At 67.9% G+C, this 24,726-nt stretch carries 23 protein-coding genes; 9 read left to right on the top strand and 14 right to left on the bottom strand.

Going from position 1 to position 24,726, the window contains the following annotated elements; genetic code table 11:
- The 8 genes from SBP02_RS19590 to SBP02_RS19555 form a co-directional block, all read right to left on the bottom strand.
- Complete coding sequence (locus SBP02_RS19590; RefSeq protein ID WP_318644067.1) at nt 1–1,791, bottom strand: hypothetical protein; 1,791 nt, start codon at nt 1,789–1,791, stop codon at nt 1–3.
- A 1-nt stretch (nt 1,792) separates the two neighbouring features.
- Complete coding sequence (locus tag SBP02_RS19585; protein WP_318644066.1) at nt 1,793–2,671, bottom strand: SH3 domain-containing protein; 879 nt, start codon at nt 2,669–2,671, stop codon at nt 1,793–1,795.
- Nucleotides 2,672–2,999: 328 nt separating this feature from the next.
- Nucleotides 3,000–4,838, bottom strand: a complete 1,839-nt coding sequence (ilvD, locus tag SBP02_RS19580) for a dihydroxy-acid dehydratase (protein WP_318644065.1) — start codon at nt 4,836–4,838, stop codon at nt 3,000–3,002.
- 243 nt (nt 4,839–5,081) lie between these two features.
- Nucleotides 5,082–5,939 carry an ABC transporter permease gene (locus tag SBP02_RS19575; RefSeq protein WP_318644064.1) on the bottom strand — a complete coding sequence of 286 codons (858 nt, stop codon included), beginning with the start codon at nt 5,937–5,939 and terminating at the stop codon, nt 5,082–5,084.
- 10 nt (nt 5,940–5,949) lie between these two features.
- On the bottom strand, nt 5,950–7,182 hold the full coding sequence (locus SBP02_RS19570; protein WP_318644063.1) for an ABC transporter permease: 1,233 nt from the start codon (nt 7,180–7,182) through the stop codon (nt 5,950–5,952).
- A 66-nt stretch (nt 7,183–7,248) separates the two neighbouring features.
- Nucleotides 7,249–8,322: an ABC transporter substrate-binding protein gene (locus tag SBP02_RS19565; RefSeq protein WP_318644062.1), complete on the bottom strand. Its 1,074-nt coding sequence runs from the start codon at nt 8,320–8,322 to the stop codon at nt 7,249–7,251.
- 30 nt (nt 8,323–8,352) lie between these two features.
- Nucleotides 8,353–9,471, bottom strand: coding sequence for an ABC transporter ATP-binding protein (locus SBP02_RS19560; RefSeq protein WP_318644061.1), 1,119 nt, complete (start codon nt 9,469–9,471; stop codon nt 8,353–8,355).
- A 176-nt stretch (nt 9,472–9,647) separates the two neighbouring features.
- Nucleotides 9,648–10,691, bottom strand: a complete 1,044-nt coding sequence (locus SBP02_RS19555; RefSeq protein WP_318644060.1) for an Ldh family oxidoreductase — start codon at nt 10,689–10,691, stop codon at nt 9,648–9,650.
- 120 nt (nt 10,692–10,811) lie between these two features.
- On the opposite strand from SBP02_RS19555, the gene SBP02_RS19550 reads away from it, so the two are divergent.
- The 6 genes from SBP02_RS19550 (at nt 10,812) to SBP02_RS19525 (ending at nt 16,187) form a co-directional block, all read left to right on the top strand.
- Complete coding sequence (locus SBP02_RS19550) at nt 10,812–11,693, top strand: MurR/RpiR family transcriptional regulator (RefSeq protein ID WP_318644059.1); 882 nt, start codon at nt 10,812–10,814, stop codon at nt 11,691–11,693.
- A 19-nt stretch (nt 11,694–11,712) separates the two neighbouring features.
- Nucleotides 11,713–12,471, top strand: a complete 759-nt coding sequence (locus tag SBP02_RS19545; protein WP_318646384.1) for an ABC transporter substrate-binding protein — start codon at nt 11,713–11,715, stop codon at nt 12,469–12,471.
- Nucleotides 12,472–12,576: 105 nt separating this feature from the next.
- Complete coding sequence (locus SBP02_RS19540) at nt 12,577–13,296, top strand: ABC transporter permease (protein ID WP_318644058.1); 720 nt, start codon at nt 12,577–12,579, stop codon at nt 13,294–13,296.
- Entirely contained in the window at nt 13,293–14,006 is a 714-nt protein-coding gene (locus SBP02_RS19535; RefSeq protein WP_318644057.1) for an ABC transporter permease, read from the top strand. Before SBP02_RS19540 ends, SBP02_RS19535 begins: the two co-directional genes overlap by 4 nt.
- Nucleotides 14,007–14,065: 59 nt before the next feature.
- Nucleotides 14,066–15,301 carry an NAD(P)/FAD-dependent oxidoreductase gene (locus tag SBP02_RS19530; RefSeq protein WP_318644056.1) on the top strand — a complete coding sequence of 412 codons (1,236 nt, stop codon included), beginning with the start codon at nt 14,066–14,068 and terminating at the stop codon, nt 15,299–15,301.
- An 85-nt stretch (nt 15,302–15,386) separates the two neighbouring features.
- Nucleotides 15,387–16,187: an amino acid ABC transporter ATP-binding protein gene (locus SBP02_RS19525; RefSeq protein WP_404824346.1), complete on the top strand. Its 801-nt coding sequence runs from the start codon at nt 15,387–15,389 to the stop codon at nt 16,185–16,187.
- Between the two features lie 18 nt (nt 16,188–16,205).
- Here the strand turns inward: SBP02_RS19525 and SBP02_RS19520 are convergent, their stop codons facing one another.
- A complete protein-coding gene (locus SBP02_RS19520; RefSeq protein ID WP_318644055.1) occupies nt 16,206–17,402 on the bottom strand; it encodes a class I SAM-dependent rRNA methyltransferase in 1,197 nt (398 codons plus the stop codon).
- Between the two features lie 186 nt (nt 17,403–17,588).
- Here SBP02_RS19520 and SBP02_RS19515 point away from each other — a divergent pair, with 186 nt between their 5' ends.
- The 3 genes from SBP02_RS19515 to SBP02_RS19505 all read left to right on the top strand — a co-directional run bounded on the left by SBP02_RS19515 (nt 17,589) and on the right by SBP02_RS19505 (nt 19,782).
- Entirely contained in the window at nt 17,589–18,401 is an 813-nt protein-coding gene (locus SBP02_RS19515; RefSeq protein ID WP_318646382.1) for an HDOD domain-containing protein, read from the top strand.
- A gap of 79 nt (nt 18,402–18,480) precedes the next feature.
- Complete coding sequence (gene mutM / locus SBP02_RS19510) at nt 18,481–19,293, top strand: bifunctional DNA-formamidopyrimidine glycosylase/DNA-(apurinic or apyrimidinic site) lyase (protein ID WP_318644054.1); 813 nt, start codon at nt 18,481–18,483, stop codon at nt 19,291–19,293.
- Nucleotides 19,294–19,443: 150 nt separating this feature from the next.
- Nucleotides 19,444–19,782: a multidrug transporter gene (locus SBP02_RS19505; RefSeq protein ID WP_318644053.1), complete on the top strand. Its 339-nt coding sequence runs from the start codon at nt 19,444–19,446 to the stop codon at nt 19,780–19,782.
- Between the two features lie 74 nt (nt 19,783–19,856).
- On the opposite strand, the gene ggt is transcribed toward SBP02_RS19505, so the two are convergent.
- The 5 genes from ggt to SBP02_RS19480 all read right to left on the bottom strand — a co-directional run bounded on the left by ggt (nt 19,857) and on the right by SBP02_RS19480 (nt 24,716).
- Nucleotides 19,857–21,551 carry a gamma-glutamyltransferase gene (gene ggt, locus SBP02_RS19500; protein WP_318644052.1) on the bottom strand — a complete coding sequence of 565 codons (1,695 nt, stop codon included), beginning with the start codon at nt 21,549–21,551 and terminating at the stop codon, nt 19,857–19,859.
- A 3-nt stretch (nt 21,552–21,554) separates the two neighbouring features.
- Entirely contained in the window at nt 21,555–21,806 is a 252-nt protein-coding gene (locus tag SBP02_RS19495) for a YfhL family 4Fe-4S dicluster ferredoxin (RefSeq protein WP_025163485.1), read from the bottom strand.
- A gap of 105 nt (nt 21,807–21,911) precedes the next feature.
- Nucleotides 21,912–22,391, bottom strand: coding sequence for a pantetheine-phosphate adenylyltransferase (coaD, locus tag SBP02_RS19490; RefSeq protein WP_318644051.1), 480 nt, complete (start codon nt 22,389–22,391; stop codon nt 21,912–21,914).
- A 146-nt stretch (nt 22,392–22,537) separates the two neighbouring features.
- Nucleotides 22,538–24,133: a GMC family oxidoreductase gene (locus SBP02_RS19485; RefSeq protein WP_318644050.1), complete on the bottom strand. Its 1,596-nt coding sequence runs from the start codon at nt 24,131–24,133 to the stop codon at nt 22,538–22,540.
- A 37-nt stretch (nt 24,134–24,170) separates the two neighbouring features.
- Nucleotides 24,171–24,716 (bottom strand): twin-arginine translocation pathway signal protein, encoded by a 546-nt coding sequence (locus SBP02_RS19480; RefSeq protein ID WP_318644049.1) that lies wholly within the window; start codon nt 24,714–24,716, stop codon nt 24,171–24,173.
- Nucleotides 24,717–24,726 lie beyond the last annotated feature (10 nt).

Below are 24,726 nucleotides of genomic sequence, written 5' to 3'. Positions count from 1 at the left end.
TTATTCCTGGGCCTGCGGGTAACGGTCGGGCCACGCGCGCTGCAGCAGCGCCTGGGCGGCTTGCGGAGTCCAGTCAGGCTGGTTGAGGCGCTGCCGGGTGAGGGTGAGCGGATCGGTCAGGTCCAGACAGCCGTCGTCCTGGCAGGGTTGCAGAGTCTTGGCGTCGATCAGCGTCAGTGGCAGGTCCTGCTCATCGCGGCGCTGCGGATCGAGGCTGACCTTGCCGGTGATCAGATACCAGCCGTCGCTGACGTCGTCGGCGCTGCTCAGGCGGGCGTCGTAGGGGTAGTCCAGGCGCCAGCTGTCGCCATCGCTGCCGTCGACGTGGACGATCTGGCGAATATCGCGCGACTCGCCGCGCACCAGGGCGCGATAGCTGCCGCCGGGCTTGACGTCACTGATCAGGCTGGCGAGTACCTGCTGCGGATCGCGCTGCTGTTGCTTGAGCGTTTCGTACTGTTGCAGGTCGCTCTGGGCTTTACGGGCCTCCTGCTCGAGCTTGTAGCGCTCCTCGCGCTCGCGCTGCTCGGCTTCGCGCTGGGCAATCTGCGCCTGCTTGCGTTCGAAGTCGAACAGGTGATTGTTGGCATTACTCGGATTGAAGTCCCAGTTCTTGCTGCGCCAGGGCTTGCGCACCTGCACTTCGTACAGCCAGTTGTCACGTTCATAGCCGCTGAGAGCGGCAATGTTGCGCACGGCGATGAAACGCAGCGAGCTTTCCTGCGGCAGTTGTCGCTCCATGGCGGGCACCTGGGCCATGACCGTGGTGCGGATGCTGTCGGCGTTGCGGAACAGGTCGGCATTGTCGGTCAGGGCGATGATCTGGTCGGTCATGCCCCAGCGCGCGTTGTAGCTGTCGAAGCCGGCACGGGCAAGGAAGTGAATGCGCTGCGCCGGATCGCTGCCGAGCAGTAGCAGCAGGTTCTGTCCCTCGTCGATACCGACAATCGGCAGGTCCACGGCGATGTTGCCCAGTGGCAGACCCTGCAGGAAGTAGCCGTCGATATTCTTCAGCACGGCGCCGTCGCTGCGGGTCAGGGCTGCCTTGCCCTTGCCGCTGAGCAAGCCCTGACTGTCGCAGCCGAGGCCCTGGCTAACCACGCTCAGACCCTGAGCGCCCAAATCGTCAGAGACGATGGTGCGAAGGTTGCAGCCGTTCTGATCCTTGATGGTCTTCAGGCCTTTGACCTTGCTCAGCCACTCGCTGGGCGGTGCCGGTTGCCAGCCGGCGATGCTGAAGTTGGCTGGCAGGCCTGCCGGTGCTTCGGCGGCGCTTGGTACGTTCTCGGCTGGCGGCTGAGCGGTTGCCGGTGCGGCGGCAGTCTCTGCAGGAGCGGGGGGCTGGGTCGGGGCGGTTTCTGCTGCGGCCGCTGCGACCAGCTCAGCCGCTACGGCCGGCGTCTCGGCAACCGGGGCCGCCGCAACCGCTGCGGCAGGCTGGTTGACCAGCGCCATCCAGCCGGTGGCCTTGTTGGAGGTGCCTTGGGCGGCGAGCCTCTGGTTCTGATCCAGACTCTGCCAGTTCAGGCTGCTGGCGCTGGCGCACTGGCTCTGCAGCAGGCTGCCGAGTTTGGGCAGCAGGCGTTGTACCGACTCGGTGCTGGCTGCACCGGCGAAGGCGAAGCGCATCTGCAGCTGTTCGCTGCACCACGGCTGGCCGGCCGGATGATCGACGAATACCTCGACATTCTCGGCCTTGGAGAAGGCCAGACGGTGACTGTCGTTGGTGGCGTGCACGGCGCTGCTGAGCAGTAGCAGGCCGAAGAGGGTCTTGTTCAGTTGGCGTTCCACGTCAGATCAGCTCCCATGCGCCATCGGCGGCCTGACAGGCCTTGACCGTCTGGGATTCCTGCGAGCCCTTGGCACTGACGCTGTAGTTGACGGTACGGCAGCTGGTCTGTGCGGTGACCTTGTCGTCGACCACATTCATGCTGTCGAGGTCGAAGCCCTGCTGCTTGGCGCTGGCCACGTCCAGGCTGTCGAGGTCGGTGGCGGCTTCCTGGGGCGGGGCGCTGCTCGATGTGCTGGTCACCTGTGCGGGGCTGGTCGGTTGTACCAGCGGGGCATAGACATAACCGACGCTGACCCCCTTGCGGCCGACCATGATCCAGTCGTTGTCGGTGCGGCCGATGGCGGTGAAGGTGCTGCCGGGCGCCAGGCCGCCGACCTTGCCGGCGTCGGTGCTGGGCGCACTGCGCACGTTGGCCGACTTGATCGCCTGGTAGGGCTTGTTCAGCAGCGTCATCTTGGGCACCGCCTGTACCTGGGCTCTGCGCTTGACGGTGACTTCGCGCGACTGGGTTTCGGTGCTGACCGGGGTGATCTGCGCCGTGGCACCGCTGTGGCTGGAGGTCCAGGTGGTGGACTGGCCATCCTGGCTGAAGTCCAGTGCCTGCTGGGTCTGCGCAGCGAGGGCTTCGCGGTCGCGCTGGTCGAGCGTGGCGCCGATGGTCTTGCCGAGCATGCCGCCGGCCAGGGCACCGGCGATCATGGCGGCGGTGCGGCCACTGCCATTGCCGATCTGGCTGCCGACCAGGATACCGACGGCGGCGCCGGCCAAAGTGCCGACATTTTCCTGATTCAGCCACTCGTTTTGCGCCATGTTGGCGCAACCGCCGAGCGCGATGGCGGCGCTCAGCGAGAGGGCGGAAGTTCGTGTGAATTTGGGCATGGGCACTCCTTGGCATCAGTTTGCTGGGCTGGGAAACGCCCAGGACTGACGTGCGGAAGTGGCACGCGATGCACTCAGTCCTTGAGCGAGAGAAGAATCCGTGGCGCATTTAACCCGTTGCCAGCGGGGCATAGCAAGCCTGTTTGGCACATTGGTGGCGTTGCGCCATTGCCGGGCGTGAACCTGGCTGTCCGCGCGGCCTCGGGCCGCCGGCGATCACTCCCTTGGCGCGCGATCAGCGCTTGAAACGACGAAGCCCGGCACGGGGCCGGGCTTCGTCAAGGGGCCGGGGGGAATGCCGACGCCTGGCGTCTTCATTCCAGCCGATTCAGCCGTCGAGCATCGCCTTGTTGCGCACCGCGCCCTTGTCGGCGCTGGTGGCCAGCAGGGCGTAGGCCTTGAGCGCGGTGCTGACCTTGCGCGGACGCGCTTCCACCGGCTTCCAGCCCTTCTTGTCCTGGGCGTGGCGACGGTGGGACAGCTCCTCGTCGCTGACCAGCAGGTTGATGCTGCGGTTGTGGATGTCGATCTTCACCTTGTCGCCGTCCTGCACCAGGCCGATGGCACCGCCGGCGGCGGCCTCCGGCGAGGCGTGGCCGATGGACAGGCCCGAGGTGCCGCCGGAGAAGCGGCCGTCGGTGAGCAGGGCGCAGGCCTTGCCCAGGCCCTTGGACTTCAGATAGGAGGTCGGGTAGAGCATCTCCTGCATGCCCGGGCCGCCCTTCGGCCCTTCGTAGCGGATGATGACGATGTCGCCGGCCTTGACCTCGTCGGCGAGGATGCCGCGCACGGCGCTGTCCTGGCTCTCGTAGATTTTCGCCGTGCCCTCGAACTCGAGGATCGACTCGTCGACCCCGGCGGTCTTCACCACGCAGCCGTCCAAGGCGATGTTGCCGTAGAGCACGGCCAGGCCGCCCTCCTGGGAGTAGGCGTGCTCGACGCTGCGGATGCAGCCGTTCTCGCGGTCGTCGTCCAGGCTGTCCCAGCGGGTGCTCTGGCTGAACGCGGTCTGGGTCGGGATGCCGGCCGGGCCCGCCTTGAAGAAGCTGTGCACGGCCTCGTCTTTAGTCTGGGTGATGTCCCACTGGGCGATGGCGTCCTGCATGCTCGGGCTGTGCACCGTGGCCACGTCGGTGTGCAGCAGGCCGCCGCGAGCCAGCTCGCCGAGGATGCCGAACACGCCGCCGGCGCGATGGACGTCTTCCATATGGTACTTCTGGATGTTCGGCGCCACCTTGCACAGCTGCGGCACCAGGCGCGACAGGCGGTCGATGTCCTTCAGGTCGAAGTCGATCTCGGCCTCCTGGGCGGCGGCCAGCAGGTGCAGGATGGTGTTGGTCGAGCCGCCCATGGCGATGTCCAGCATCATGGCGTTCTCGAAGGCCTTGAAGTTGGCGATATTGCGCGGCAGCACCGAGTCGTCGTTCTCGCCGTAGTAGCGCTGGCACAGCTCGACGACCAGGCGGCCGGCGCGCAGGAACAGCTGCTCGCGGTCGCTGTGGGTGGCCAGGGTCGAGCCGTTGCCCGGCAGGGACAGGCCCAGGGCCTCGGTCAGGCAGTTCATCGAGTTGGCGGTGAACATGCCGGAGCAGCTGCCGCAGGTGGGGCAGGCGCTGCGCTCGTACTCGGCGACCTTCTCGTCGCTGGCCGAGTCGTCGGCGGCCACCACCATGGCGTCGACCAGGTCCAGACCGTGGCTGGCCAGCTTGGTCTTGCCGGCTTCCATCGGCCCGCCGGAGACGAACACCACCGGGATGTTCAGGCGCAGGGCGGCCATCAGCATGCCGGGGGTGATCTTGTCGCAGTTGCTGATGCAGACGATGGCGTCGGCGCAGTGGGCGTTGACCATATATTCCACCGAGTCGGCGATGATCTCGCGCGACGGCAGGGAATAGAGCATGCCGTCGTGGCCCATGGCGATGCCGTCGTCCACGGCGATGGTGTTGAATTCCTTGGCCACGCCGCCGTGCTTCTCGATCTCGCGGGCCACCAGTTGACCCATGTCCTTGAGGTGCACGTGGCCGGGCACGAACTGGGTGAAGGAGTTGGCGATGGCGATGATCGGCTTCTTGAAGTCCTCGTCCTTCATCCCGGTGGCGCGCCACAGGGCGCGGGCGCCGGCCATGTTGCGGCCGTGGGTGGAGGTTTTCGAGCGGTAATCGGGCATGGCGGTCAATCCTGCGGAGGCTGGTCAGGTCGCGGGTACGAGGCCCGCAGATAGTACGTATGTTGAGCGCGATGGGCGCCGCTGGCAAACGGTAGTGGACGTCTGCGAGGGGGCGGGGCCGAATGGCTGGGCGGGATCACCGCTCGCTCGGCCGGGGCTCATGAGTCCGCCTGGGGTGGGGCAGGAAGGCTGTGATTCTAATCCCAGGTGGCGGGCCGGCGAAAGCGCGGGCCGACGTCGGGGCTATTCGATCAGTTCGATGCCGCGCAGGCGCTCGGCACGGCGGCGCAGCAGCTCGATGGTCACCAGCAGGGCGATGGACACCAGGATCAGCAGGGTGGCGATGGCCAGGATGCTCGGGTTGATCTGCTCGCGCAGGCCCGAGAACATCTGCCGCGGAATGGTGCGCTGCTGGGGCCCGGCCATGAACAGGATCACCACCACCTCGTCGAAGGAGGTGATGAAGGCGAACAGCGCGCCGGAGATCACCCCGGGGCGGATCAGCGGCATGATGATGTCGAAGAACACCCGCAGTGGCGTGGCGCCCAGGTTGATCGCCGCGCGCACCAGGGAGTAGTCGAAGCCGGTCAGGGTCGCGGTGACGGTGATGATCACGAAGGGCGTGCCCAGGGCCGCGTGGGCCAGGATCACCCCCAGGTAGGTGCCGGCCAGGCCCAGGTCGGCATAGAAGAAGAACATGCCGGCGGCGGTGATGATCAAGGGCACGATCATCGGCGACAGCAGCAGGGCGGTGATCAGGCGGCGCTGGGGCATGTCGTCGCGGGCCAGGCCGACTGCGGCGCAGGTGCCCAGGCTGGTGGCGAGCAGGGTGGCGAACACGCCGATGAAGAAGCTGTTCTGGATCGCCAGGATCCACTTCGGGTCTTCGAATATCTGCTCGTACCAGCGCAGCGAATAGGCCGCCGGGTCCAGGCGCAGCATGCCCTCGGTGAAGCTGAAGAAGGGCTCGACGTTGAACGACAGCGGCACTATGACCAGGATCGGCAGGATCAGGAACAGCAGCACCAGCCAGGAGCTGGCCTGCAGCAGCCAGGCGCCGCAGCGGTACCAGAAGCCGAAGTAGGCGGGGATCTTGCTCATCTCTGTGCTCCTAGCCCAGCTTGATATTGCTGGCGCCGACGAAGCGGTCGTACAGCCAGTACAGCACCAGGATCAGCCCCAGCAGCAGCGAGCCGAGGGCGGCGGCCAGCTCCCAGTTGTTCGAACGCTGCATGTGGAAGGCGATGATGTTGCTGATCATCTGCCCGTCGGTGCCGCCGACCAGGGCCGGGGTGATGTAGTAGCCGACCGAGATGATGAACACCAGCAGGGCCCCGGCGCTGAGCCCCGGCAGGGTCATGGGGAAGTAGATGCGGATAAAGGCCGGGATGGGCCGGGCGCCGAGGGACATGGCGGCGCGCAGGTAGCTGGGGTCGATGCCGCGCATCACGCTGTACAGCGGCAGTATCATGAACGGCAGGAGGATATGGGTCATGGCCACGACCGTGGCGAACGAGGTGTAGAGCATCTCGAAGGGCTCGCCGATCAGCCCGCTGCCGAGCAGGAAGGAATTGATCACCCCGTTGGTCTGCAGCAGCGCGATCCAGGCCGTGGTGCGCACCAGCAGCGAGGTCCAGAAGGGCAGCAGCACCAGCACCAGCAGCAGGTTGGCGCGGTTCTCCGGCAGGCCGGACAGGTAGTAGGCCAGGGGGTAGCCGAGCAGGGCGCAGAGCAGGGTGATGACCAGCGCCATGTTCAGGGTCTTGGTGTACAGCTGCACATAGATCTGGGTGTCCTCACGCATCTGGATGCCGTGCTCGGGGTGCAGCTCCAGGTCCAGGGCGGTGAGGTAGTAGTCGTAGGTGTAGGCCTGGCCGGCGCGCTGAATGGCGAACCACAGCTCCGGCTTCTGCCAGTTGCGGTGGGCCTGTTGCACCGTCTCGGCGCCCTGCCCGGCCAGTTCCTCGGCATCGAGCCGGCGCACCTTGCGCGCGGTGGATTTGACCACGCTGGACATGCCGGCATAGGCACGGTTGAACTCCTCGGCCAGCTTGCCGGACAGGCGCTGTTCGGCCAGGCCCTGCAGTTCCGTGGCGAACACGGCGAAGGTCTGCCGGTCGGGGGTGGTCTTGCCGTCCCAGCGCTCGAGTTCGGTGAGGGTCAGCGGAATCAGTTCGGCCACCGTCGGGTGGTGCACGCTGCGCCACAGCATGCTGCCGATGGGGGCGACGAAGGTCAGCAGGATGAAGACCAGCAGCGGCACGACGAACAGGAAGGCGGTGACGCGCTTCTTGCGGCGGGCGCTGGCGGCCTGGCCGGCCTCGGTGGTGGTCAGGGAAGACAAGCGGCGACTCCTAAACGAGGCGGTGGCGGCACCCATCCCCAGGGTGGGGATGGGTGCCTGGGAGTGTTACTTGAGCAGCCACTCGTTGAACTTCTCGCCGAGGGACTCGCCATAGTCGGCCCAGAACTCCGAGCCGGCCTGGAGGCCCTTGTCCAGGTGGGCGGTCGGCAGGTGCGGGGCGGCGGCCGGGTCCATCATCGGCGCCGAGGACTTGCGGGTCGGGCCGTAGGCCACGTCCGACATGCCCGCCAGGGGCTTGGACTGGGTCGCATAGGCGATGAACTTGAAGGCCAGGTCCTTCTTCGGCGAACCCTTGAGCACCGACCAGGCGTCGAGGTCATAGACGTGGCCGTCCCAGACGATGACGAAGGGCTTGTTCTCCTGGCGGATGGCGTCGTAGAAGCGCCCGTTGGCCGACTGCACCAGCACCGCGCCGCCGTCGTTGAGCAGCTGCGGGGCCTGCGACCAGGAGTCGAACCAGACGATGTCGTTCTTGATGGTGGCCAGCTTGTCCAGGGCGCGCTGCTGGCCTTCCGGGGTGGCCAGCACCTCGTAGACCTCTTCAGGCGCTACGCCGTCGGCCAGCAGGGCCCACTCCATGTTGACCTGGGGGCGCTTGCGCATGGCGCGCTTGCCGGGGATCTTCTGGGTGTCGAAGAAGTCCTCGATGGAGGCGGCGGGGGTGCTGCCCACGGTGTCCTTGTTGTAGGCGAAGACCACCGACCAGACGATGTTGCCGATGGCGCACTCGCTGGCCAGGGCCTCGGGGATGAAGTCCTGTTCGGCCGGGGTGCCGTCGGCGCCGGCCGGCAGGATGTCGCGCGGGATGCTTTCCAGCAGGCCTTCGGAGCAGGCGCGCTCGAGGTCGATCACCTCGACGTCGACCACGTCCCACTGGATGTTGCCGGACTCGACCTGGGCCTTCATCTCGGCCACGCCGCCGGAGTAGTCCTCGAACAGCACCTTGATCCCGGTGTCCTTCTGGAAGGGATCGATCATGTGGTTCTTCTGCGCCGCGCCATAGGCGCCGCCCCAGGACACCACCGTCAGGCTGTCCTCGGCGCTGGCGGCGAAGGGTGCCGAGGCCAACGCGGCGGTCAGGGCGAATGCGGAAAAGCCGGTAGTCAGTGATCTAGCCATTGCTGTGCTCCATTGCCTGTAGTTGGGGGCTCAGGGCGCCGCCGATACGGCGGGGCGATCCAGGGCCTGGCTGTCCTGCGGCAGCCAGGCCAGGGCGACCTCGTCCTTGGCGCTGAGTTGCGGGGCTGAACTGTCGTTCAGGTTCTTGACTACCAGCTCGGTGCCGTCTGCGGTCTCGAAGTGGTAGCGGATGTACTCGCCGACGTAGTGGCGGGTGACGAAGCGCGCCTTGACCTGGTTGCCGGTGGTGCCGAGGCGGTCGGTGAAGGTCAGCTTCTCCGGGCGCACCGACACCGTGGTGGGCAGGCCCACCTCGGTGCAGTTGGCCTTCAGGCTGTCGACCCTGGAACCGTCCTCCAGGCGCACGCCGACGGTGTCGCTGCCGACCGTCTCGATCACCCCGCGCAGTTTGTTGCTCTCGCCGATGAAGTCGGCGACGAACAGGTTGGCCGGGCGCTCGTAGAGCACATCGGGGGGCGCGCACTGCTGGACGATGCCGTTCTCGAACACGGCGATGCGGTCGCTCATGGTCAGGGCTTCGGTCTGGTCGTGGGTGACGTAGATCACGGTGAAGCCGAGCTGTTCGTGCAGGCGCTTGATCTCGAACTGCATCTGCTCGCGCAGCTTCTTGTCCAGGGCGCCGAGGGGCTCGTCCATCAGCACGATGTCCGGGGCGAAGATCAGCGCCCGGGCCAGGGCCACGCGCTGGCGCTGGCCGCCGGACAGCTGGCCGGGGTAGCGACCGCCGAAGTCCTGCAGTTCCACCAGGGCCAGGTACTCGTCGACCTTGGCGCGGATCTGCTCCTTGGACTGCTTGCGGATCTTCAGCGGGTAGGCGAGGTTCTCGCGCAGGGTCATGTGCGGGAACAGGGCGTACTGCTGGAACACCATGCCGATGTTGCGCTGGTAGGGGGCGATGCTGGTGACCGAGCGGCCGTTGATCAGGATCTCGCCGCTGGTCACGTCCTCGAAACCGGCGAGCATCATCAGGCAGGTGGTCTTGCCCGAGCCGGAGGGGCCGAGCAGGGTGATGAACTCGCCCTTGGCCACATCCAGGTTGAAGTCCTTGACCACCAGGGTCTTGTGGTCGTAGGTCTTCTTGACGTTGGCAAATTGCAGGAATGCGGTACTCCCAGCTTGCACAGCCATAGGCCTCCTCGTCTGCCCTCGGGCAGCGGTGCGCTTCCACAGTCCGGACTTGCACCCGCGCCGGCGGCCGCCGCGCCATGGGTGGCGTGGGGCGGCGCGATCAGGATGAGGCCGGGTCCGTGCGAATAAGCCTAGTCCAGGCTGGCATTTGCGCGAGGAGATTGCTGGCCAGTGGCCTATGCGCTGGCGGGACCGCTCCTGCCCTGGGCCAGCCGACGCAGCTTGTCCAGCTCCCCGGCCGGCAGCGGTATGCCGTGCAGTTCGGCCTCGGCGCGGCGGCGATAGCGGCGGTCGCCCGGCTGGCGCGTCTGCCCGGCGTCGTGCATGCGGGCGATCAGCCGCTCGCAGCGCTCGGCGAAGTTGCGCCCGGCGCCCAGACTCGGGTCGATGAGGATCAGCAGCTGACCGGTCCAGGGCGTCTGCGCGCCCGGATGAGCGGACCAGTCGAATTCGAAGGAGAAGTGCCCGCCGGTCAGGGCCGCCGCCAGCAGCTCGACCATCATCGACAGCGCCGAGCCCTTGTAGCCGCCGAACGGCAGCAGGGCGCCGCCCTCGAGGACCGCCTTGGGATCGCGGGTCGGCTGGCCCTGGCGGTCGACGCCGTAGCCTTCCGGCAGCTGGTGGCCCTCGCGGGCGGCGATCTGCACGTCGCCGTTGGCGATGGCGCTGGTGGCCAGGTCGAACACCAACGGCTGGCCGTTCGCGCGGGGGGCGGCGAAGGCGATCGGGTTGGTGCCGAACAGCGCGCTGTGGCCGCCGTGGGGCACCACGCAAGCCATGCTGTTGACGAACGACAGGGCGACCAGGTCCTGCTCGGCGAAGGGTTCGACATCCGGCCAGAGCGCGGCGAAGTGATGGGAGTTGCGGATCGCCAGCAGGGCGATGCCGGCACTGCGCGCCTTGGCTTCGAGCAGCGGCCGGGCGGCGGCCAGGGCCGGCTGGGCGAAGCCGCCACGGGCATCGACGCCGACGAAGGCCGGCGCCAGATCCTCGACCAGGGGCTCGGCCCGGCCGTCGACCCAGCCACTGGCCAGGCTCGACAGGTAGCCGGGGATGCGGAACACGCCGTGGCTGTCGGCGCCGTCGCGCTGGGCGCTGGCGCAGTTGTGCGCCAGGCAGCGGGCGACCTCGGCCGAGGTGCCATGACCCTGGAAGATGGCGGCGAGCAGATCGCTCAGCTCGGCGAAGCCGATGGTTGTCTGCGGGGTGGCGGCGGTCATGCGGGGTCTCTCCGGCGGTTGTCTGAGGGGTTGCTCACTATCTGACCAATGCAAGTTATCTGTCAAATATTGACGTGATGACAGAAAACATTCATTTTGATCGTGAACGGGGAGTCACAGATGAATCAATCGATCAAACAGCGTCTCGAGAATAGCCTGGAACACTCGGCTGCTTCAGGGCGGGCAATCGCCAACTACATGCTGGCCAACCTGCACGAGTTGCCGTTCCAGACCTCGGCTGCCATCGCCGACAAGCTCGGTGTCAGCGAATCGACGGTCGGGCGTTTCTGTCGCTCGCTGGGCTATGCGCACTTCAAGGCGCTGAAGAACGACCTCAAGGACGACCTCGGCGACAGTCCCTGGTTGATCGGTGACCGGCTCAAGGAGTTCCAGCAGCACGGCGGCGAAGACGGCCAGGGCCGCTCGCGCAGCCTGGAGCTGGAAATCGCCAGCCTGGTGCAGGTCTACGAGCACAGCCGCAGCCCGCAGTGGCAGGCGGTGGCCGAGCGTCTGGCGAAGACGCCGCGGGTGTTCGTCGCCGGTTTCCAGACCGAGCGCGGCATCGCCGTGTCGGCGGTACACCTGCTGCAGTACCTGCGCGACGGCGTGCAGCTGGTCGACGGCGCTTCCGGGCACTTCGGCGAGGTCTTGCTCAGCCAGCCGGGGCAGAGCGCCTTGCTGGTGTTCGAGGCCCGTCGCTATTCGCGCCACGCCCAGCTGCTGTGCCGCAAGGCGCGCGAGGCCGGCATCAAGGTGACCCTGGTCACCGACCCCTATTGCGACTGGGCCGACAGCCACGCCGACGAGGTGTTCCGGGTGCCCACCGATATCAAGCTGTTCTGGGAGTCCACGGCGGCCATGCTGTCGCTGGTTCACCTGCTGATCAACGAGGTGTTCCGTTACCTGGGCACCGAGGTCGAGGCGCGCCTGGAAGCCACCGCCGCGCTGCACAACGAGTTTGTCGGCTACACATCGTCGCCGGGATTCAGCAAGAAGCCATAACAACAAGTAGAGGTGCATGATGAATCGAGTAAAGAGCCTGGCCACGGCCTGCGTACTGTTGATCGGCGGCGTCGGTGGCGCCCAGGCCGAATCGCTGCGGATCGCCACCGAGGGCGCCTACCCGCCCTTCAACTATGTCGACTCGAACAACGAGTTGCATGGCTTCGACGTCGATATCGCCAAGGCCCTGTGCGCCAAGATGCAGGTCGAGTGCACCCTGGTCGCCCAGGATTGGGACGGCATCATTCCGGCCCTGATGGCCAATAAGTTCGATGCCGTGGTGGCCTCCATGGTGGTGACCGAGGAGCGGCAGAAGAAGATCAGCTTCACCGACCGTTACTACCGCACCCGCCTGGCGGTGGCGGTGCCGAAGGACTCCAGCCTGGCCGATACTCGGCCGGCCACGCTCGAGGGCAAGCTGGTCGGCGCGCAGTCGTCCTCGACCCAGAGCATCTATGCCGAGGACGTCTATGGCGCGGCCGGCGCCGAGGTGAAGCTCTATCCGACCCAGGACGATGCCAACAGCGACCTGGCCAACGGCCGCCTGGATGCGGTGGTCAACGACAAGTTCCCGCTGCTGGACTGGCTGGCCAAGAGCGGCCGGGACTGCTGCAAGCTGCTCGGCGACATCCAGGGCAGCGACGACGAGGTGGCCATCGCCGTGCGCCAGGACGATCAGGCCCTGCGCGAGCGCCTGAACCAGGCGCTGGCCGACATCCGCGCCGACGGCACCTACCAGCAGATCGTCAGCCGCTACTTCGAATTCGACATCTACTGATCGGGCCGGCGCACCGGCCCGCGGCCGCCGCCTGACGGCGGTCGCGAGGGCTGGGCGGCCCCCTCGCATCATCCTGTCTGAACCGCCAATCGCGGAGTTGCGACCATGCTGGAACCTTTCTCTCTACTGCTGTTCGGTGACGGCGGCTGGGGCCTGGCCCTGCTCGCCGGCGCCCTGGTGACCATTTCCCTGGCCCTGTGCTGCCTGCCGCTGGGCTTGCCGCTGGGCCTGCTGGTGGCGGTCGCGGCCCGTTCGAACAAACGCCTGCCGCGGGCCCTGTCGACCGTCTTCGCCACGGTGTTCCGCGGCCTGCCCGAGCTGCTCACCCTGCTGATCGTCTACTACGGCTGCCAGATCGCCCTGCAGAAGCTGCTGGCCCATTGGGGCTACAGCACCGAGGTCAGCATCAACGCCTTCTTCGCCGCGGTGCTCGCCTTCGGCCTGGTGTTCGCCGCGTTCTCCAGCCAGGTCTGGCTGGCGGCCTTCAAGACCCTCGGCAAGGGCCAGTACGAGGCGGCCGGCGTGCTCGGCCTGTCGCGCTGGCAGAGCTTTCGCAAGGTGATACTGCCGCAGCTGGTGCGGGTGGCCCTGCCGGGGCTGTCGAACAACTGGCTGACCCTGCTCAAGGACACCTCCCTGGTGTCGACCATCTCCCTGGTCGACCTGATGCGCCAGACCAACCTGGCGGTGAGCGCGACCAAGGAACCCATGCTGTTCTATTTCGCCGCCTGCCTGCTCTACCTGTTCTTCTCGGCGCTGTCCGGCCGGGTGTTCAGCTTCGCCGAAAGGCACTACAGCTACGGCCAGCGGAGTGCCCAGTCATGACCGTTCCCGAGTGGCTGCATCTGTTCTTCGATCCCGAGCTGTTCGAGCGCTACGGCCTGCGCATGCTCGACGGCCTGCTGGTGACCGCCAAGCTGGTGGCGATCTCCTTCAGCCTGGGCCTGCTGCTCGGCCTGCTGCTGGCGCTGGGGCGGCTGTCACGCAGCCGAGTGCTGCGCTCGGTGACCTCGGGCTACATCTACTTCTTCCGCGGCTCGCCGCTGCTGGCGCAGCTGTTCATGCTCTATTACGGCCTGGGGTCGTTCCGCGAGCTGTGGCAGGACCTGGGCCTGTGGTGGTTCTTCCGCGACGCCTGGTACTGCTCGCTGCTGGCCTTCACCCTGAACACCGCGGCCTACCAGGCCGAGATCCTGCGCGGCAGCCTCCAGGCGGTAGCCCGCGGCCAGCACGAGGCCGCCGCGGCCCTGGGCCTGAGCCGGCGCACCACCTTTTGTAGGGTGATACTGCCGCAGTCGCTGCTGATCGCCCTAGGCCCCCTGGGCAACGAGCTGATCCTGATGGTCAAGGCCAGCGCCATCGCCTCCCTGGTGACCCTCTACGACCTGATGGGGGTGGCCAAGCTGGGCTTCTCGCGCACCTTCGACTTTCAGCTGTACCTGTGGGCGGCGCTGCTCTACCTGCTGATCGTCGAGGTCATCCGTCGCCTGCTGCGGCGCATCGAGGCCCGCCTGGGGCGGCACCTGCATACTTGAAACAGACATTCTTCTAACGGATGTGTCCGGGTAAGCGGGCACGGGGTAAGGACTTCAGCATGAGTTGCGACACTATCGTTCTGGGCGCCGGGATCATCGGCGTATCCACGGCCCTGCACCTGCAGGCGCGGGGGCGGCGGGTGGCCCTGGTCGACCTCAAGGCGCCGGGGGAAGGCACCAGCTTCGGCAATGCCGGCCTGATCGAGCGCTCCAGCGTGGTGCCCTACGCCTTTCCCCGGGAGTTCTGGCGCCTGCTGCGCTATGGCCTGAACCGCCAATCGGACGTGCGTTACAGCCCGGCCTACCTGCCGAAACTGGCGCCCTGGCTGTACAGCTTCTGGCGCCAGTCGGCGCCCCAGCCGCTGGCCGAATCGACCCGCGCCCTGCAGCCGCTGATCGAGCGCTGCGTGCTGGAGCACGATCTGCTGGTCGAGCAGGCCGGGCTGAGCCGGCTGATCCGTGCCAACGGCTGGATCGAGGTCTTCCGCTGCCCGCGCGCCCTGCGCCAGGCGCAGCGGGAAGCCCAGGCCATGACCGTCTACGGGCTGCGCTTCGACCTGCTCGACGGCGCGCAGCTGCGCGAGCGCGAGCCCAACCTGTCGGCCGAGGTGTGTGGCGGCGTGCACTGGCTGGACCCCAAGACCGTCAGCGACCCGGGCAATCTGGTCAAGGGTTATGCGGCGCTGTTCGCCCAGCGCGGCGGCCAGGTACTCAAGGGGGACGCGCGCTCGCTGTGCCAGAACGCGGCAGGCTGGCAGCTGATGACCGCCGAGGGCCCGCTGGCCGCGCGGGAGGCGGTGATCGCCCTGGGCCCCGAGTCCAACGAGTTGCTGCAACCCCTGGGCTATCGGATTCCCCTGGGCATCAAGCGCGGCTACCACATGCACTATGCCCACGACCGCGAGCTCAAGCACTCGCTCTGCGACACCCAGGGCGGCTATGTGCTGGCGCCGATGGACCAGGGGATTCGACTGACCACCGGCATCGAGTTCGCCGCCCCCGATGCGCCGCCCAACGAGATCCAGTTGAACCGAGCCGAGGCCCTGGCGCGCAGGATATTCCCCCTGGGCGAGCGTCTCGAGCCGCAGCCCTGGCTGGGCCGGCGGCCGTGCCTGCCGGACATGCGCCCGGTGATCGGCCCGGCGCCGAAGCATCCCGGCCTCTGGCTCAACTTCGGCCACGCCCACCATGGCCTGACCCTGGGGCCGGTCAGTGGCCGCCTGCTGGCGGAGATGATGACCGGCGAGTCCCCCTTCACCGACCCGGCGCCCTTCAGCGCCGAACGTTTCGCTTAAGCACCGAGCACTACAACAATAATCGCCAGTCGCAACGCCGGCTCTGCCGGCGCGGGCGACCTGGCCGCACAGGGAGAGACCCCGCATGCTGTCATCCAGCCGTCAGACCGGCGTACCCGCACCCACCCCCAGCAGCCAGGCCGCTACGCGCAGCCGTCCCGCCGTGGAAATCCAGGGCATGAGCAAGTGGTACGGTCCCTTCCAGGTGCTGCACGACATCGACCTGAGCGTGCAGGCCGGCGAGCGCATCGTGCTGTGCGGGCCGTCGGGGTCGGGCAAGTCGACCCTGATCCGCTGCATCAACCGGCTGGAGATCGCCGAACGGGGCCGCATCCTGGTCGAGGGCAGCGACCTGTCCAGCGACAGCCCCCAGGCTGCCAGGGTGCGCCGGGAGATCGGCATGGTGTTCCAGCATTTCAACCTGTTCCCGCACATGAGCGTGCTGGACAACTGCACCCTGGCGCCGATCAGCGTGCACGGCCTGAACCGCCAGGCCGCGCAGGAGCGGGCGCGCCACTACCTGGCCAAGGTGGGCATCGAGAGCCAGGCGCACAAGTACCCCAGCCAGCTGTCCGGCGGTCAGCAGCAGCGCGTGGCCATCGCCCGGGCGCTGTGCATGGAGCCGCGGATCATGCTGTTCGACGAGCCGACCTCGGCCCTGGACCCGGAGATGGTCAGCGAGGTGCTGGATGTGATGGTCAAGCTGGCCGACAGCGGCATGACCATGCTCTGCGTCACCCACGAGATGGGGTTCGCCCGCCAGGTGGCGCAGCGCGTGCTGTTCCTCGACGGCGGGCGCATCGTCGAGGACAGCCCGCCGGAGACCTTCTTCAACGCGCCGAAGAGCCCGCGGGCGCAGGCCTTCCTGACCCAGATACTGCACTGAGCCGATGCTGTCGCCTGATCAGCTGTTGGGCAGCAGGCGGCAGGTCAGGCTCTTGATGTAGCGGGTCTCGGCGATGGCCGGGTGTACCGGGTGGTCCGGGCCCTGGGCGCCACGCTCGAGCAGCTGGATATTGCGGTCCAGGTGGCGGGCGCTGGTCAGCAGGATGTTCTGCAGGTCGTCCTCGGGCAGGTGCATGGAGCAGCTGGCGCTGACCAGGATGCCGTCCTTGTTCAGCAGGCGCATGGCCTGCTCGTTGAGGCGGCGGTAGGCGGCTTCGCCATTCTTGAGATCTTTCTTGCGCTTGATAAAGGCGGGTGGGTCGGCGACCACCACGTCGAAGCGCTCCTCGGCGGCCTTGAGCTCCTTCAGGGCGGCGAACACGTCGCCCTCCACGCAGGTGACCCGCTCGGCGACGCCGTTGAGCGCAGCGTTGCGCTCGACGCCATCCAGGGCGAAGCCGGAGGCGTCCACGCAGAACACTTCGCTGGCGCCGAAGGCCGCGGCCTGCACGCCCCAGCCGCCGATGTAGCTGAACAGGTCGAGCACCCGCTTGCCCTGGACGTAGGGCGCCAGGCGCGCGCGGTTCATGCGGTGGTCGTAGAACCAGCCGGTCTTCTGGCCCTCGATCACCGGCGCCTCGAACTTCACGCCGTTCTCTTCCAGGGCGACCCACTCCGGCACCTGGCCGTAGGCGGTCTCGACGTAGCGCTCCAGGCCCTCGGCGTCGCGGGCCGCGGAGTCGTTCTTGAGCAGGATGCCGCTGGGCCCCAGCACCTGGATCAGGGCGGCGAGCACCTCGTCCTTGTGCCGTTCCATGGTGGCCGAGGCCAGCTGCACCACCAGGATGTCGAAGAAGCGGTCGACCACCAGGCCCGGCAGCAGGTCGGAGTCGCCGTACACCAGGCGGTAGCAGGGCGCCGTGAACAGGCGCTCGCGCAGGCTCAGGGCGACGTTGAGCCGGTGCACCAGCAGCGACTTGTCCAGCACATGCTTGGTGTCGCGCGACAGCAGGCGCGCGCAGATCAGGTTGTTCGGGCTCAGCGCGACCACGCCCAGGGGCTTGCCGCCGGCGGCCTCGAGCAGCGCCTGGTCGCCCGCGGCAAAGCCGTGCAGTGGGGTGGCGGCGACGTCGATCTCGTTGCTGTAGACCCACAGGTGGCCGGCGCGCAGGCGTCGGTCGGCGTTGGCTTTCAGGCGCAGGCTGGGCAGGCTCATGGGGGCTCTCCGGAAAAAGAGCGGGAGTATAACCCAGGCCGGGCCGGCAACGGTGCTCGCCACGGGTGGCTGCACAGGGCAATGGACAATGGCTAAACTGTGCCCCTCCTCACAGTCCAGTAGTCGCCCAGCATGGCCCACGAACTCAGCGCGGAACAGATCCAACAGGTCCTGCAGGGCATCAGCGTGCCGCCGCAGCCACAGATCATGGTCGATCTGCAGATGGAACAGGTCATGCCCCACCCGGACCTGCGCGTCATCGCCAAGCTGATCAGCCAGGACCCGGGCCTGTCCGGCGCACTGCTGAAGATCGTCAACTCGCCGTTCTTCGGGTTGGCCAATCGCATCGCCTCGATCCAGCAGGCGGTCAACCTGCTGGGCTGCGACATGGTGATCAACCTGATCAACGCCCAGTCGATCAAGGGCGAGCTGAGCGACGAGGCCATCGTCACCCTCAACCGTTTCTGGGATACCGCCCAGGACGTGGCCATGACCTGCCTGACCCTGGCCAAGCGCATCGGCTACCAGGCGCCGGACGAGGCCTACACCCTGGGGCTGTTCCACAACTGCGGCATCCCGCTGATGGTCAAGCGCTTCCCCAACTATATGGTGGTGCTGGAGGAGGCCTACTACAACGCCCGCGGCGAGCACCGGGTGGTCGACACCGAGAACCGTCTGCTCAACACCAACCATGCGGTGGTCGGCTACTTCACCGCCAAGTCCTGGAACCTGCCGCTGCACCTGTGCGAGGCCATCGCCAGCCACCACAACGCGCTGTCGATCTTCAGCGACGACTCCGGCCGCGAGGCCCCGCTCAAGACCCTGCTGGCGATCCTGAAGATGGCCGAGCACATCTGCCAGACCCACCAGGTCCTCGGCAACCAGGAAGAGGACCACGAGTGGCAGAGCATCGAGCAGCTGGTGCTCGAATATGTCGGCCTGTCCGAATACGACTTCGAGAACCTGCGCGAGAGCATCCGCGAGCTGGGCACCGTCTGACGGCCCGGGTGGGCTGCGGCGCGGCCAAGCTGATAAGGTAGACGCCCGCCCTCCCAGCCATACGCCCGAACGATCCGCCATGCCCGAACTGCCCGAAGTCGAAACCACCCGCCGCGGTATCGCCCCCTACCTGGAAGGCCAGCGCGTCGGCCGGGTCATAGTGCGCGAGCGGCGCCTGCGTTGGCCGATCCCGGAGGACCTGGACGTACGCCTGTCCGGCCAGCGCATCGAATGCGTCGAACGGCGCGCCAAGTACCTGCTGATCAAGGCCGAGAGCGGCAGCCTGATCAGCCACCTGGGCATGTCCGGCAGCCTGCGCCTGGTCGAGTGCGGTCTGCCGGCGGCCAAGCACGAGCACGTGGATATCGAACTGGAGTCGGGCCTGGCCCTGCGCTACACCGATCCACGGCGCTTCGGTGCACTGCTCTGGAGCAGCGATCCGCTGCGGCACGAGCTGCTCAGCCGGCTCGGCCCGGAGCCCCTGACCGCGCAGTTCGACGGCGAGCGCCTGTTCCAGCTGTCGCGCGGCCGGGGCATGGCGGTCAAGCCGTTCATCATGGACAACGCGGTGGTGGTCGGGGTCGGCAATATCTATGCGACCGAAGCGCTGTTCGCCGCCGGCATCGATCCGCGCCGCGAGGCCGGCTCGATCTCCCGGACGCGCTACCTGAAGCTGGCCGAAGCGATCAAGCGCATCCTCGCCCAGGCCATCGAGTGCGGCGGCACCACATTGCGCGACTTCGTCGGCGGCGACGGCCAGCCGGGCTATTTCCAGCAGGAGCTGTTCGTCTATGGCCGCGGCGGCGCGTTCTGCAAGCAGTGTGGCAGCGGCCTGCGCGAGGTGAAGCTGGGGCAGCGTGCCAGCGTCTACTGCCCGCGCTGCCAGCGCTGAAACGGGGCGCCCGCTCCTCGGCCTTGCGGTTCGGCGCGCGGCAGCCGGGGGCGATGGCTTGTGCGGCGATTGACGGCCGTCACGCTGACAATTGCCGGGGCGCTGTTATAGTTACCCTCACTGCCTCCTAATAGCTGAAGGATCGCCCCCATGAATCTGTTTCGCTCGACCGCTGTTGTCCTGGCGCTGACCACTGGCCTGCTGGCGCTGCCGGCCCAGGCGGAAGTGATGCAGCAGAACACCAGTGGCGACCCGATGTACACCGCCAATGCGCCCAAGGGCTACGCGATGATCGGCGACCTGCTGATCGCCCGCCCGCTGCTGATCGGCGCCACCGCCATAGGTGCGGTCGCCTTCGTCGTCAGCCTGCCCTTCACCGCCTTGGGCGGCAATGTGGCCGAGGCCGGCGAGGCGCTGGTGGTGGAGCCGGGAAAATCGGCCTTCGTGCGTTGCCTGGGCTGCACCACCACGGGCTACAAGCGTGACTGATCCCGCCTGAACCGAAAAGCCGGCAGCGATGCCGGCTTTTTTGTGGGTGCGAAACGGGCAAAAGCCGCTGGCAACTAGGGGGATACCACGCCGGTGCCGATGCCGCGTGGGTCGCTGGCGGCCTCGACGCGTCCGGCGCGCTTGTCCCAGAACAGCACCTGCTGGTTGCCATACTGGCGATTGACCGTCTTGAGTTCATGGCCGAGGCCCTCGAGTGCCGCGATCTGCGTCGGGTCGAAGGCGTCCGGTTCGTGCTCGATCACATCCGGCCGGTACTGGTGGTGGTAACGGGGCACGCTGGGCCAGCGCTCGATGGGCTGGCCGTCCAGGTACTCGAGGATGGCCAGCAGCACCATGCTCGGGATGCGGCTGCCGCCGGGGGTACCGAAGCTGGCGAAGGCGTCCGCGCCCTCGATGAAGGTCGGGCTCATGCTCGACAGCGGACGCTTGCCGGCGGCGATGGCATTGGCCTGGCTGCCGGCCAGGCCGTAGGCATTGGCGCCCTGCACGTCGGCGGCGAAGTCGTCCATCTCGTCGTTGAGCAACACCCCGGTGCCGGGCACGGTGAAGGCGGCGCCGAACGGCAGGTTGATCGACAGGGTGGCGGCCACCGCATTGCCCTCGGCGTCCAGCACGGTGAAGTGGGTGGTGTGGTCGCCCTCGTGCCAGTCGCCTGCCGGCGGCAGGCTGCTGCTGGGGGTAGCCCGTTGCGGGTCGATGCTCGCCATCAGCCGCTCCAGGTAGGCGGGGGCGAGCAGCTGCGCGGTCGGGTCGGCGACGAAGTCCGGGTCGCCCAGCAGGCCGCGGTCGCGGTAGGCACGGCGCAGGGCCTCGACCACCAGGTGGCTGCGCTGCACGGCATCGGCCTGGCGCCAGGGCAGTCGCTGCAGCATCAGCAGGCTCTGGCCCAGGGCGATGCCGCCGGCCGAAGGCGGCGGCGCGCCGATCAGCTCGCGCTTGTCGGCGAGCGTCACGCGCAGGGGCTGGCGCTCCACCACCCGGTAGTCGTCGAGGTCGCGTTGCGCCCAGATGCCGCCGGCGGCGCGCACGCCGCGCACCAGGCGCTCGGCCGTTTCGCCGCCATAGAAGCCGGCGCGCCCCTCGCGGGCCAGGCGTTCCAGGGTGACGGCCAGCTCGGGCTGGCGCAGCAGGGCGAATTCCGCCGGGACCTCGCCCTGGTCGAGGAAGATGCGCGCGCTCTCGGGGTCGTCGCGCAGGGCGGCCAGGCGCCAGCCGGCGCGCTCGCGGTAGACTCGGTCGATCGCCACGCCGTCGCGGGCCAGGCGGATGGCCGGGGCCAGGGCGTCGCGCAGCGGCAGGCGGCCGAAGCGCTGCGCCAGCTCGACCAGGGCGGCCGGCAGGCCGGGGATCGCGGCGGCCAGCGCACCGTTGAGGGACAGCGCCGGCTGCACCTCACCGTCGCGCCGGTACAGGTCCGTATGGGCGGCCAGCGGGGCCCGCTCGCGGGCGTCGAGGAAGCGGTAGCTCGGCTGCTCGCCGGCCTCGCGCAGCAGGAAGAAACCGCCGCCGCCCAGGCCCGAGCCGTAGGGTTCGACCACCGCCAGGGCGGCGGCGATGGCCACGGCGGCGTCGAAGGCATTGCCGCCCTGGCTCAGGGTCTCCTGGCCGGCGACGGTGGCGGCGGGATGGGCACTGGCGATGGCGGCGCGTCCGGGCTGCTCGGCGGCCTGCACGGCGAGGGCGAACAGCAACAGCAGGGCGCCTGCGAGGGCGCGCCGGGCGAGGAAGCCGCGGTTCGGGCGGCCCACGGATCAGGCCTTGCCGGTGATGATCAGGTACTTCTCCATCAGCTCGTCCTTGCTCTCGACATGGTTCTCGTCGAGGGGGATGCAGTCCACCGGACAGACCTGCTGGCACTGCGGCTCGTCGTAGTGGCCGACGCATTCGGTGCACAGGTTCGGGTCGATCACGTAGATCTCCTCGCCCTGGGAGATCGCGCCGTTCGGGCACTCGGGCTCGCAGACGTCGCAGTTGATGCAGTCGTCGGTGATGATCAGGGACATTGGGTAGGCGCTCCAGCCGAGGCCCGCGGCCGCGGCACTATCAGACAACGGTAGGCGAATTGTGCCGGATTGTCGGAGCGGGCGCCATGTGTCGCGGGGGCAGGGCTACTGTTTGAAGCGCTGGGCCAATGCCTCGGCGACGGCCGGGTGGACGAACTTGGAGATATCGCCCCCCAGGGCGGCGATCTCCCGCACCAGGGTCGAGGAGATGTAGGAGTATTTTTCCGAGGGGGTGAGGAACAGGCTCTCCACATCCGGCGCCAGCTGACGGTTCATGTTGGCCAGCTGGAACTCGTACTCGAAGTCGGAAACCGCGCGCAGGCCGCGCAGGAAGGCGTTGGCGCCCTGTTCCCCGGCGAAGTGCGCCAGCAGGCCGGAAAAGCCCATGACTTCGACATTCGGCAGGTGCCGGGTGACTTCGCGGGCCAGCTCCACGCGCTGATCCAGGCTGAACAGCGGGTTCTTCTTCGGGCTGGCCGCCACGGCGATGACCACGCTGTCGAACAACCGCGAGGCACGCTCGACCAGATCGCCATGCCCCTTGGTGATGGGGTCGAAGGTGCCTGGGTATAACACTCGATTCATCGTGACGTCCTGACGCGGTCCGTTAGGGTGTCGGATGGTAGCGCAGCGGTGCGTGACGGCCAAGTCGCGCTGGCCGGGCGCCGGCAGGTGGCTTCGAGCCTGAGCCTGGCCCAGGGGCGCAGGCGCGCCCCGGCAGGCAAGCGGCATCAGGCACTTTCCAGGCGCTCGGCCAGGCGCGTCGCCAGCTTGGCCGTGAGGGCATAGATCGACAGCTGCGGGTTGGCGCCGATGCTGGTGGGGAACAGCGAGCCGTCGTGGATCGACAGGTTGCCCAGCTGGTGGTGGCGGCCGAGGCTGTCGCAGACCGCCTGGCGCGGGTCCTCGCCCATGGCGCAGCCGCCCATCACGTGGGCGCTGCCCAGGCGGGTGCGGTACAGCGCCAGCGGCAGTTCGTCGATCAGCCGGCGCGCCTCGCCCAGGGTCTGCACATGGCCGGCGTCGGCGTGCAGCGGCAGCACGGCTTTGGCGCCGGCGGCGAACTGGATCTCGGCCATGCTGTGGAAGGCCCGGCGTATGCCGTCCCAGCTGTAATCGGTCATGCGGTAGTCGAGCACCGGGCTGCCGTCGCCGCGCAGCTCCACCCGGCCCTCGGCGCTGTCCGGGTGGAAGCCGTCGCGCATCAGCGCCAGCATCACATTGGTATGGGGCAGCTGCTCCATGCGCAGGGCATTGTCCAGGCCGAAGCGACCGAGCAGGGTGGCCGCCAGGGCCGGTTGCAGGGGCGGCACCTCCAGCTTGTAGGACTGGCGCCCGGCGACGCCGTCCTCCCACTGGAACTGGTCGGAATAGACCGACTGCGGCGCGCCATAGAAGGGATTGATCACCCGCTCGAACTGCGCCGCGGAGAAGTTCACCAGGTGCAGGTAGGTGCGCTTGCCGGTGCGCCGGTGCGGGTCGGGGGCACTCGAGCGCAGGAGGATGGCCGGGGTGTTGATGCCGCCGCCGGCGAGGATGTAATGCCGGGCCTTGACCCGGATCTTGCGGCCGTTGGGCGCGACGCCGCGCGCGTCCAGGCCCAGGCACTCGATGCCGGCGACCCGGTCGCCTTCGATCAGCAGGCGTTCGGCCCGGGCCAGATAGAGCAGCTCGCCGCCCCGCTCCAGGGTCGCCGGAATGCTGGTGACCAGCATCGACTGCTTGGCGTTGGTCGGACAGCCCAGGCCGCAGTAGCCGAGGTTCCAGCAGCCGCGCACATTGCGCGGGATGATCTTCCAGTCGTAGCCGAGCTTGTCGCAGCCGGCGCGGATCACCTCGTTGTTGGGGTTCGGTGGGATAGCCCAGGGGGCGACGCCCAGGCGCTGTTCCATGCGCTCGAACCAGGGCGCCATTTGCGCCGGGTCGTGGCCCACGACCCCGTGCTCCCGGGCCCAGTGCTGCAGCGTCGGTTCCGGGGTGCGGAAGCTCGAGGTCCAGTTGACCAGGGTGGTGCCGCCGACCGCACGGCCCTGGAGGATGGTGATGGCGCCGTCCTTGCTCATGCGCCCGACGCCTTCCTGGTAGAGGCTGGTGTAGGCCTCGGTCTCCTGCATCTTGAAATCGCGGCTGGTCTTCAGCGGACCTTCCTCGATCAGCAACACCTTGAAGCCGGCGGCGCTGAGGATCTCCGCGCTGGTGCCGCCGCCGGCGCCGCTGCCAACTATGGCGATATCGGCTTCCAGGCTCAGGTCCTGCTCCAGGCGCGAGCCGTCGTGGGTTTTCCAGCCGCGGGCCAGGCCTTCGGCGAATGGATCGGGTACGGGCATGTGGTCGGTTCTCGGGCGAAGGGGAGTTCGGCGGCGGTCAGACGCTGGGTGGGCCGGGGTAGCCGCAGTGGGCCCAGGATTCGGGGCGGCCATACCAGCTCATCAGCACCAGTTGCAGCAGCGAGGCGTGGCCCATCTGCAGCAGGCCGAAGGTGCTGTTCTGCCAGCGGGCGAGGAAGGCGCGCACCTCGCTGGTCGAGGCGTTCTGCCAGCGCCCCCAGACCCCGGTCAGCGGCCCACGGGTGACCGGCAGGGCCAGCACGTCGAACAGTTGCAGGGTGAGGTCGCGCATCTCCGGCGACAGGTGGGCGAGGCTGTAATCGAGGCTCTCGAGGGTGCCGGCCAGCGCCTGGGGCATCTTCTGCGGCGGCACCGCGCCTTCCAGCAGCACCGGAATCAGGGCCTGAAGCATGGGCAGGTCGCTGGCGCGGATCACCGCGAAGCCGGCCTGGGGCGTGCGCGCCGAGCAGCCGCTGAGGCTGGCGGCCAGGCCCGCGGTGGCGAGTGCGGCCGAGCCGAGCAGGCCGACCCTGAGCAGCTGGCGCCGGGTCGGGCCGGCGGGTTGGGTAGGGGTATCGAGCATTCTGGCAGTC

This window comes from Pseudomonas benzenivorans (genome assembly GCF_033547155.1).
Classification (GTDB): domain Bacteria; phylum Pseudomonadota; class Gammaproteobacteria; order Pseudomonadales; family Pseudomonadaceae; genus Aquipseudomonas; species Aquipseudomonas benzenivorans_B.
This window is presented reverse-complemented; position numbering and strand designations above follow the sequence as displayed.

What these genes read in the sequence shown, in the direction of transcription:
- mutM (WP_318644054.1), top strand. Translation starts at nt 18,481, where the DNA reads ATGCCCGAACTGCCCGAAGTCGAAACCACCCGCCGCGGTATCGCCCCC.
- ilvD (WP_318644065.1), bottom strand. Translation starts at nt 4,838, where the DNA reads ATGCCCGATTACCGCTCGAAAACCTCCACCCACGGCCGCAACATGGCC.
- SBP02_RS19550 (WP_318644059.1), top strand. Translation starts at nt 10,812, where the DNA reads ATGAATCAATCGATCAAACAGCGTCTCGAGAATAGCCTGGAACACTCG.
- SBP02_RS19560 (WP_318644061.1), bottom strand. Translation starts at nt 9,471, where the DNA reads ATGGCTGTGCAAGCTGGGAGTACCGCATTCCTGCAATTTGCCAACGTC.
- SBP02_RS19495 (WP_025163485.1), bottom strand. Translation starts at nt 21,806, where the DNA reads ATGTCCCTGATCATCACCGACGACTGCATCAACTGCGACGTCTGCGAG.
- SBP02_RS19540 (WP_318644058.1), top strand. Translation starts at nt 12,577, where the DNA reads ATGCTGGAACCTTTCTCTCTACTGCTGTTCGGTGACGGCGGCTGGGGC.
- SBP02_RS19485 (WP_318644050.1), bottom strand. Translation starts at nt 24,133, where the DNA reads ATGCCCGTACCCGATCCATTCGCCGAAGGCCTGGCCCGCGGCTGGAAA.
- SBP02_RS19585 (WP_318644066.1), bottom strand. Translation starts at nt 2,671, where the DNA reads ATGCCCAAATTCACACGAACTTCCGCCCTCTCGCTGAGCGCCGCCATC.
- SBP02_RS19575 (WP_318644064.1), bottom strand. Translation starts at nt 5,939, where the DNA reads ATGAGCAAGATCCCCGCCTACTTCGGCTTCTGGTACCGCTGCGGCGCC.
- coaD (WP_318644051.1), bottom strand. Translation starts at nt 22,391, where the DNA reads ATGAATCGAGTGTTATACCCAGGCACCTTCGACCCCATCACCAAGGGG.
- SBP02_RS19565 (WP_318644062.1), bottom strand. Translation starts at nt 8,322, where the DNA reads ATGGCTAGATCACTGACTACCGGCTTTTCCGCATTCGCCCTGACCGCC.
- SBP02_RS19480 (WP_318644049.1), bottom strand. Translation starts at nt 24,716, where the DNA reads ATGCTCGATACCCCTACCCAACCCGCCGGCCCGACCCGGCGCCAGCTG.
- SBP02_RS19530 (WP_318644056.1), top strand. Translation starts at nt 14,066, where the DNA reads ATGAGTTGCGACACTATCGTTCTGGGCGCCGGGATCATCGGCGTATCC.
- SBP02_RS19545 (WP_318646384.1), top strand. Translation starts at nt 11,713, where the DNA reads ATGAATCGAGTAAAGAGCCTGGCCACGGCCTGCGTACTGTTGATCGGC.
- SBP02_RS19525 (WP_404824346.1), top strand. Translation starts at nt 15,387, where the DNA reads ATGCTGTCATCCAGCCGTCAGACCGGCGTACCCGCACCCACCCCCAGC.
- SBP02_RS19535 (WP_318644057.1), top strand. Translation starts at nt 13,293, where the DNA reads ATGACCGTTCCCGAGTGGCTGCATCTGTTCTTCGATCCCGAGCTGTTC.
- SBP02_RS19505 (WP_318644053.1), top strand. Translation starts at nt 19,444, where the DNA reads ATGAATCTGTTTCGCTCGACCGCTGTTGTCCTGGCGCTGACCACTGGC.
- SBP02_RS19555 (WP_318644060.1), bottom strand. Translation starts at nt 10,691, where the DNA reads ATGACCGCCGCCACCCCGCAGACAACCATCGGCTTCGCCGAGCTGAGC.
- SBP02_RS19520 (WP_318644055.1), bottom strand. Translation starts at nt 17,402, where the DNA reads ATGAGCCTGCCCAGCCTGCGCCTGAAAGCCAACGCCGACCGACGCCTG.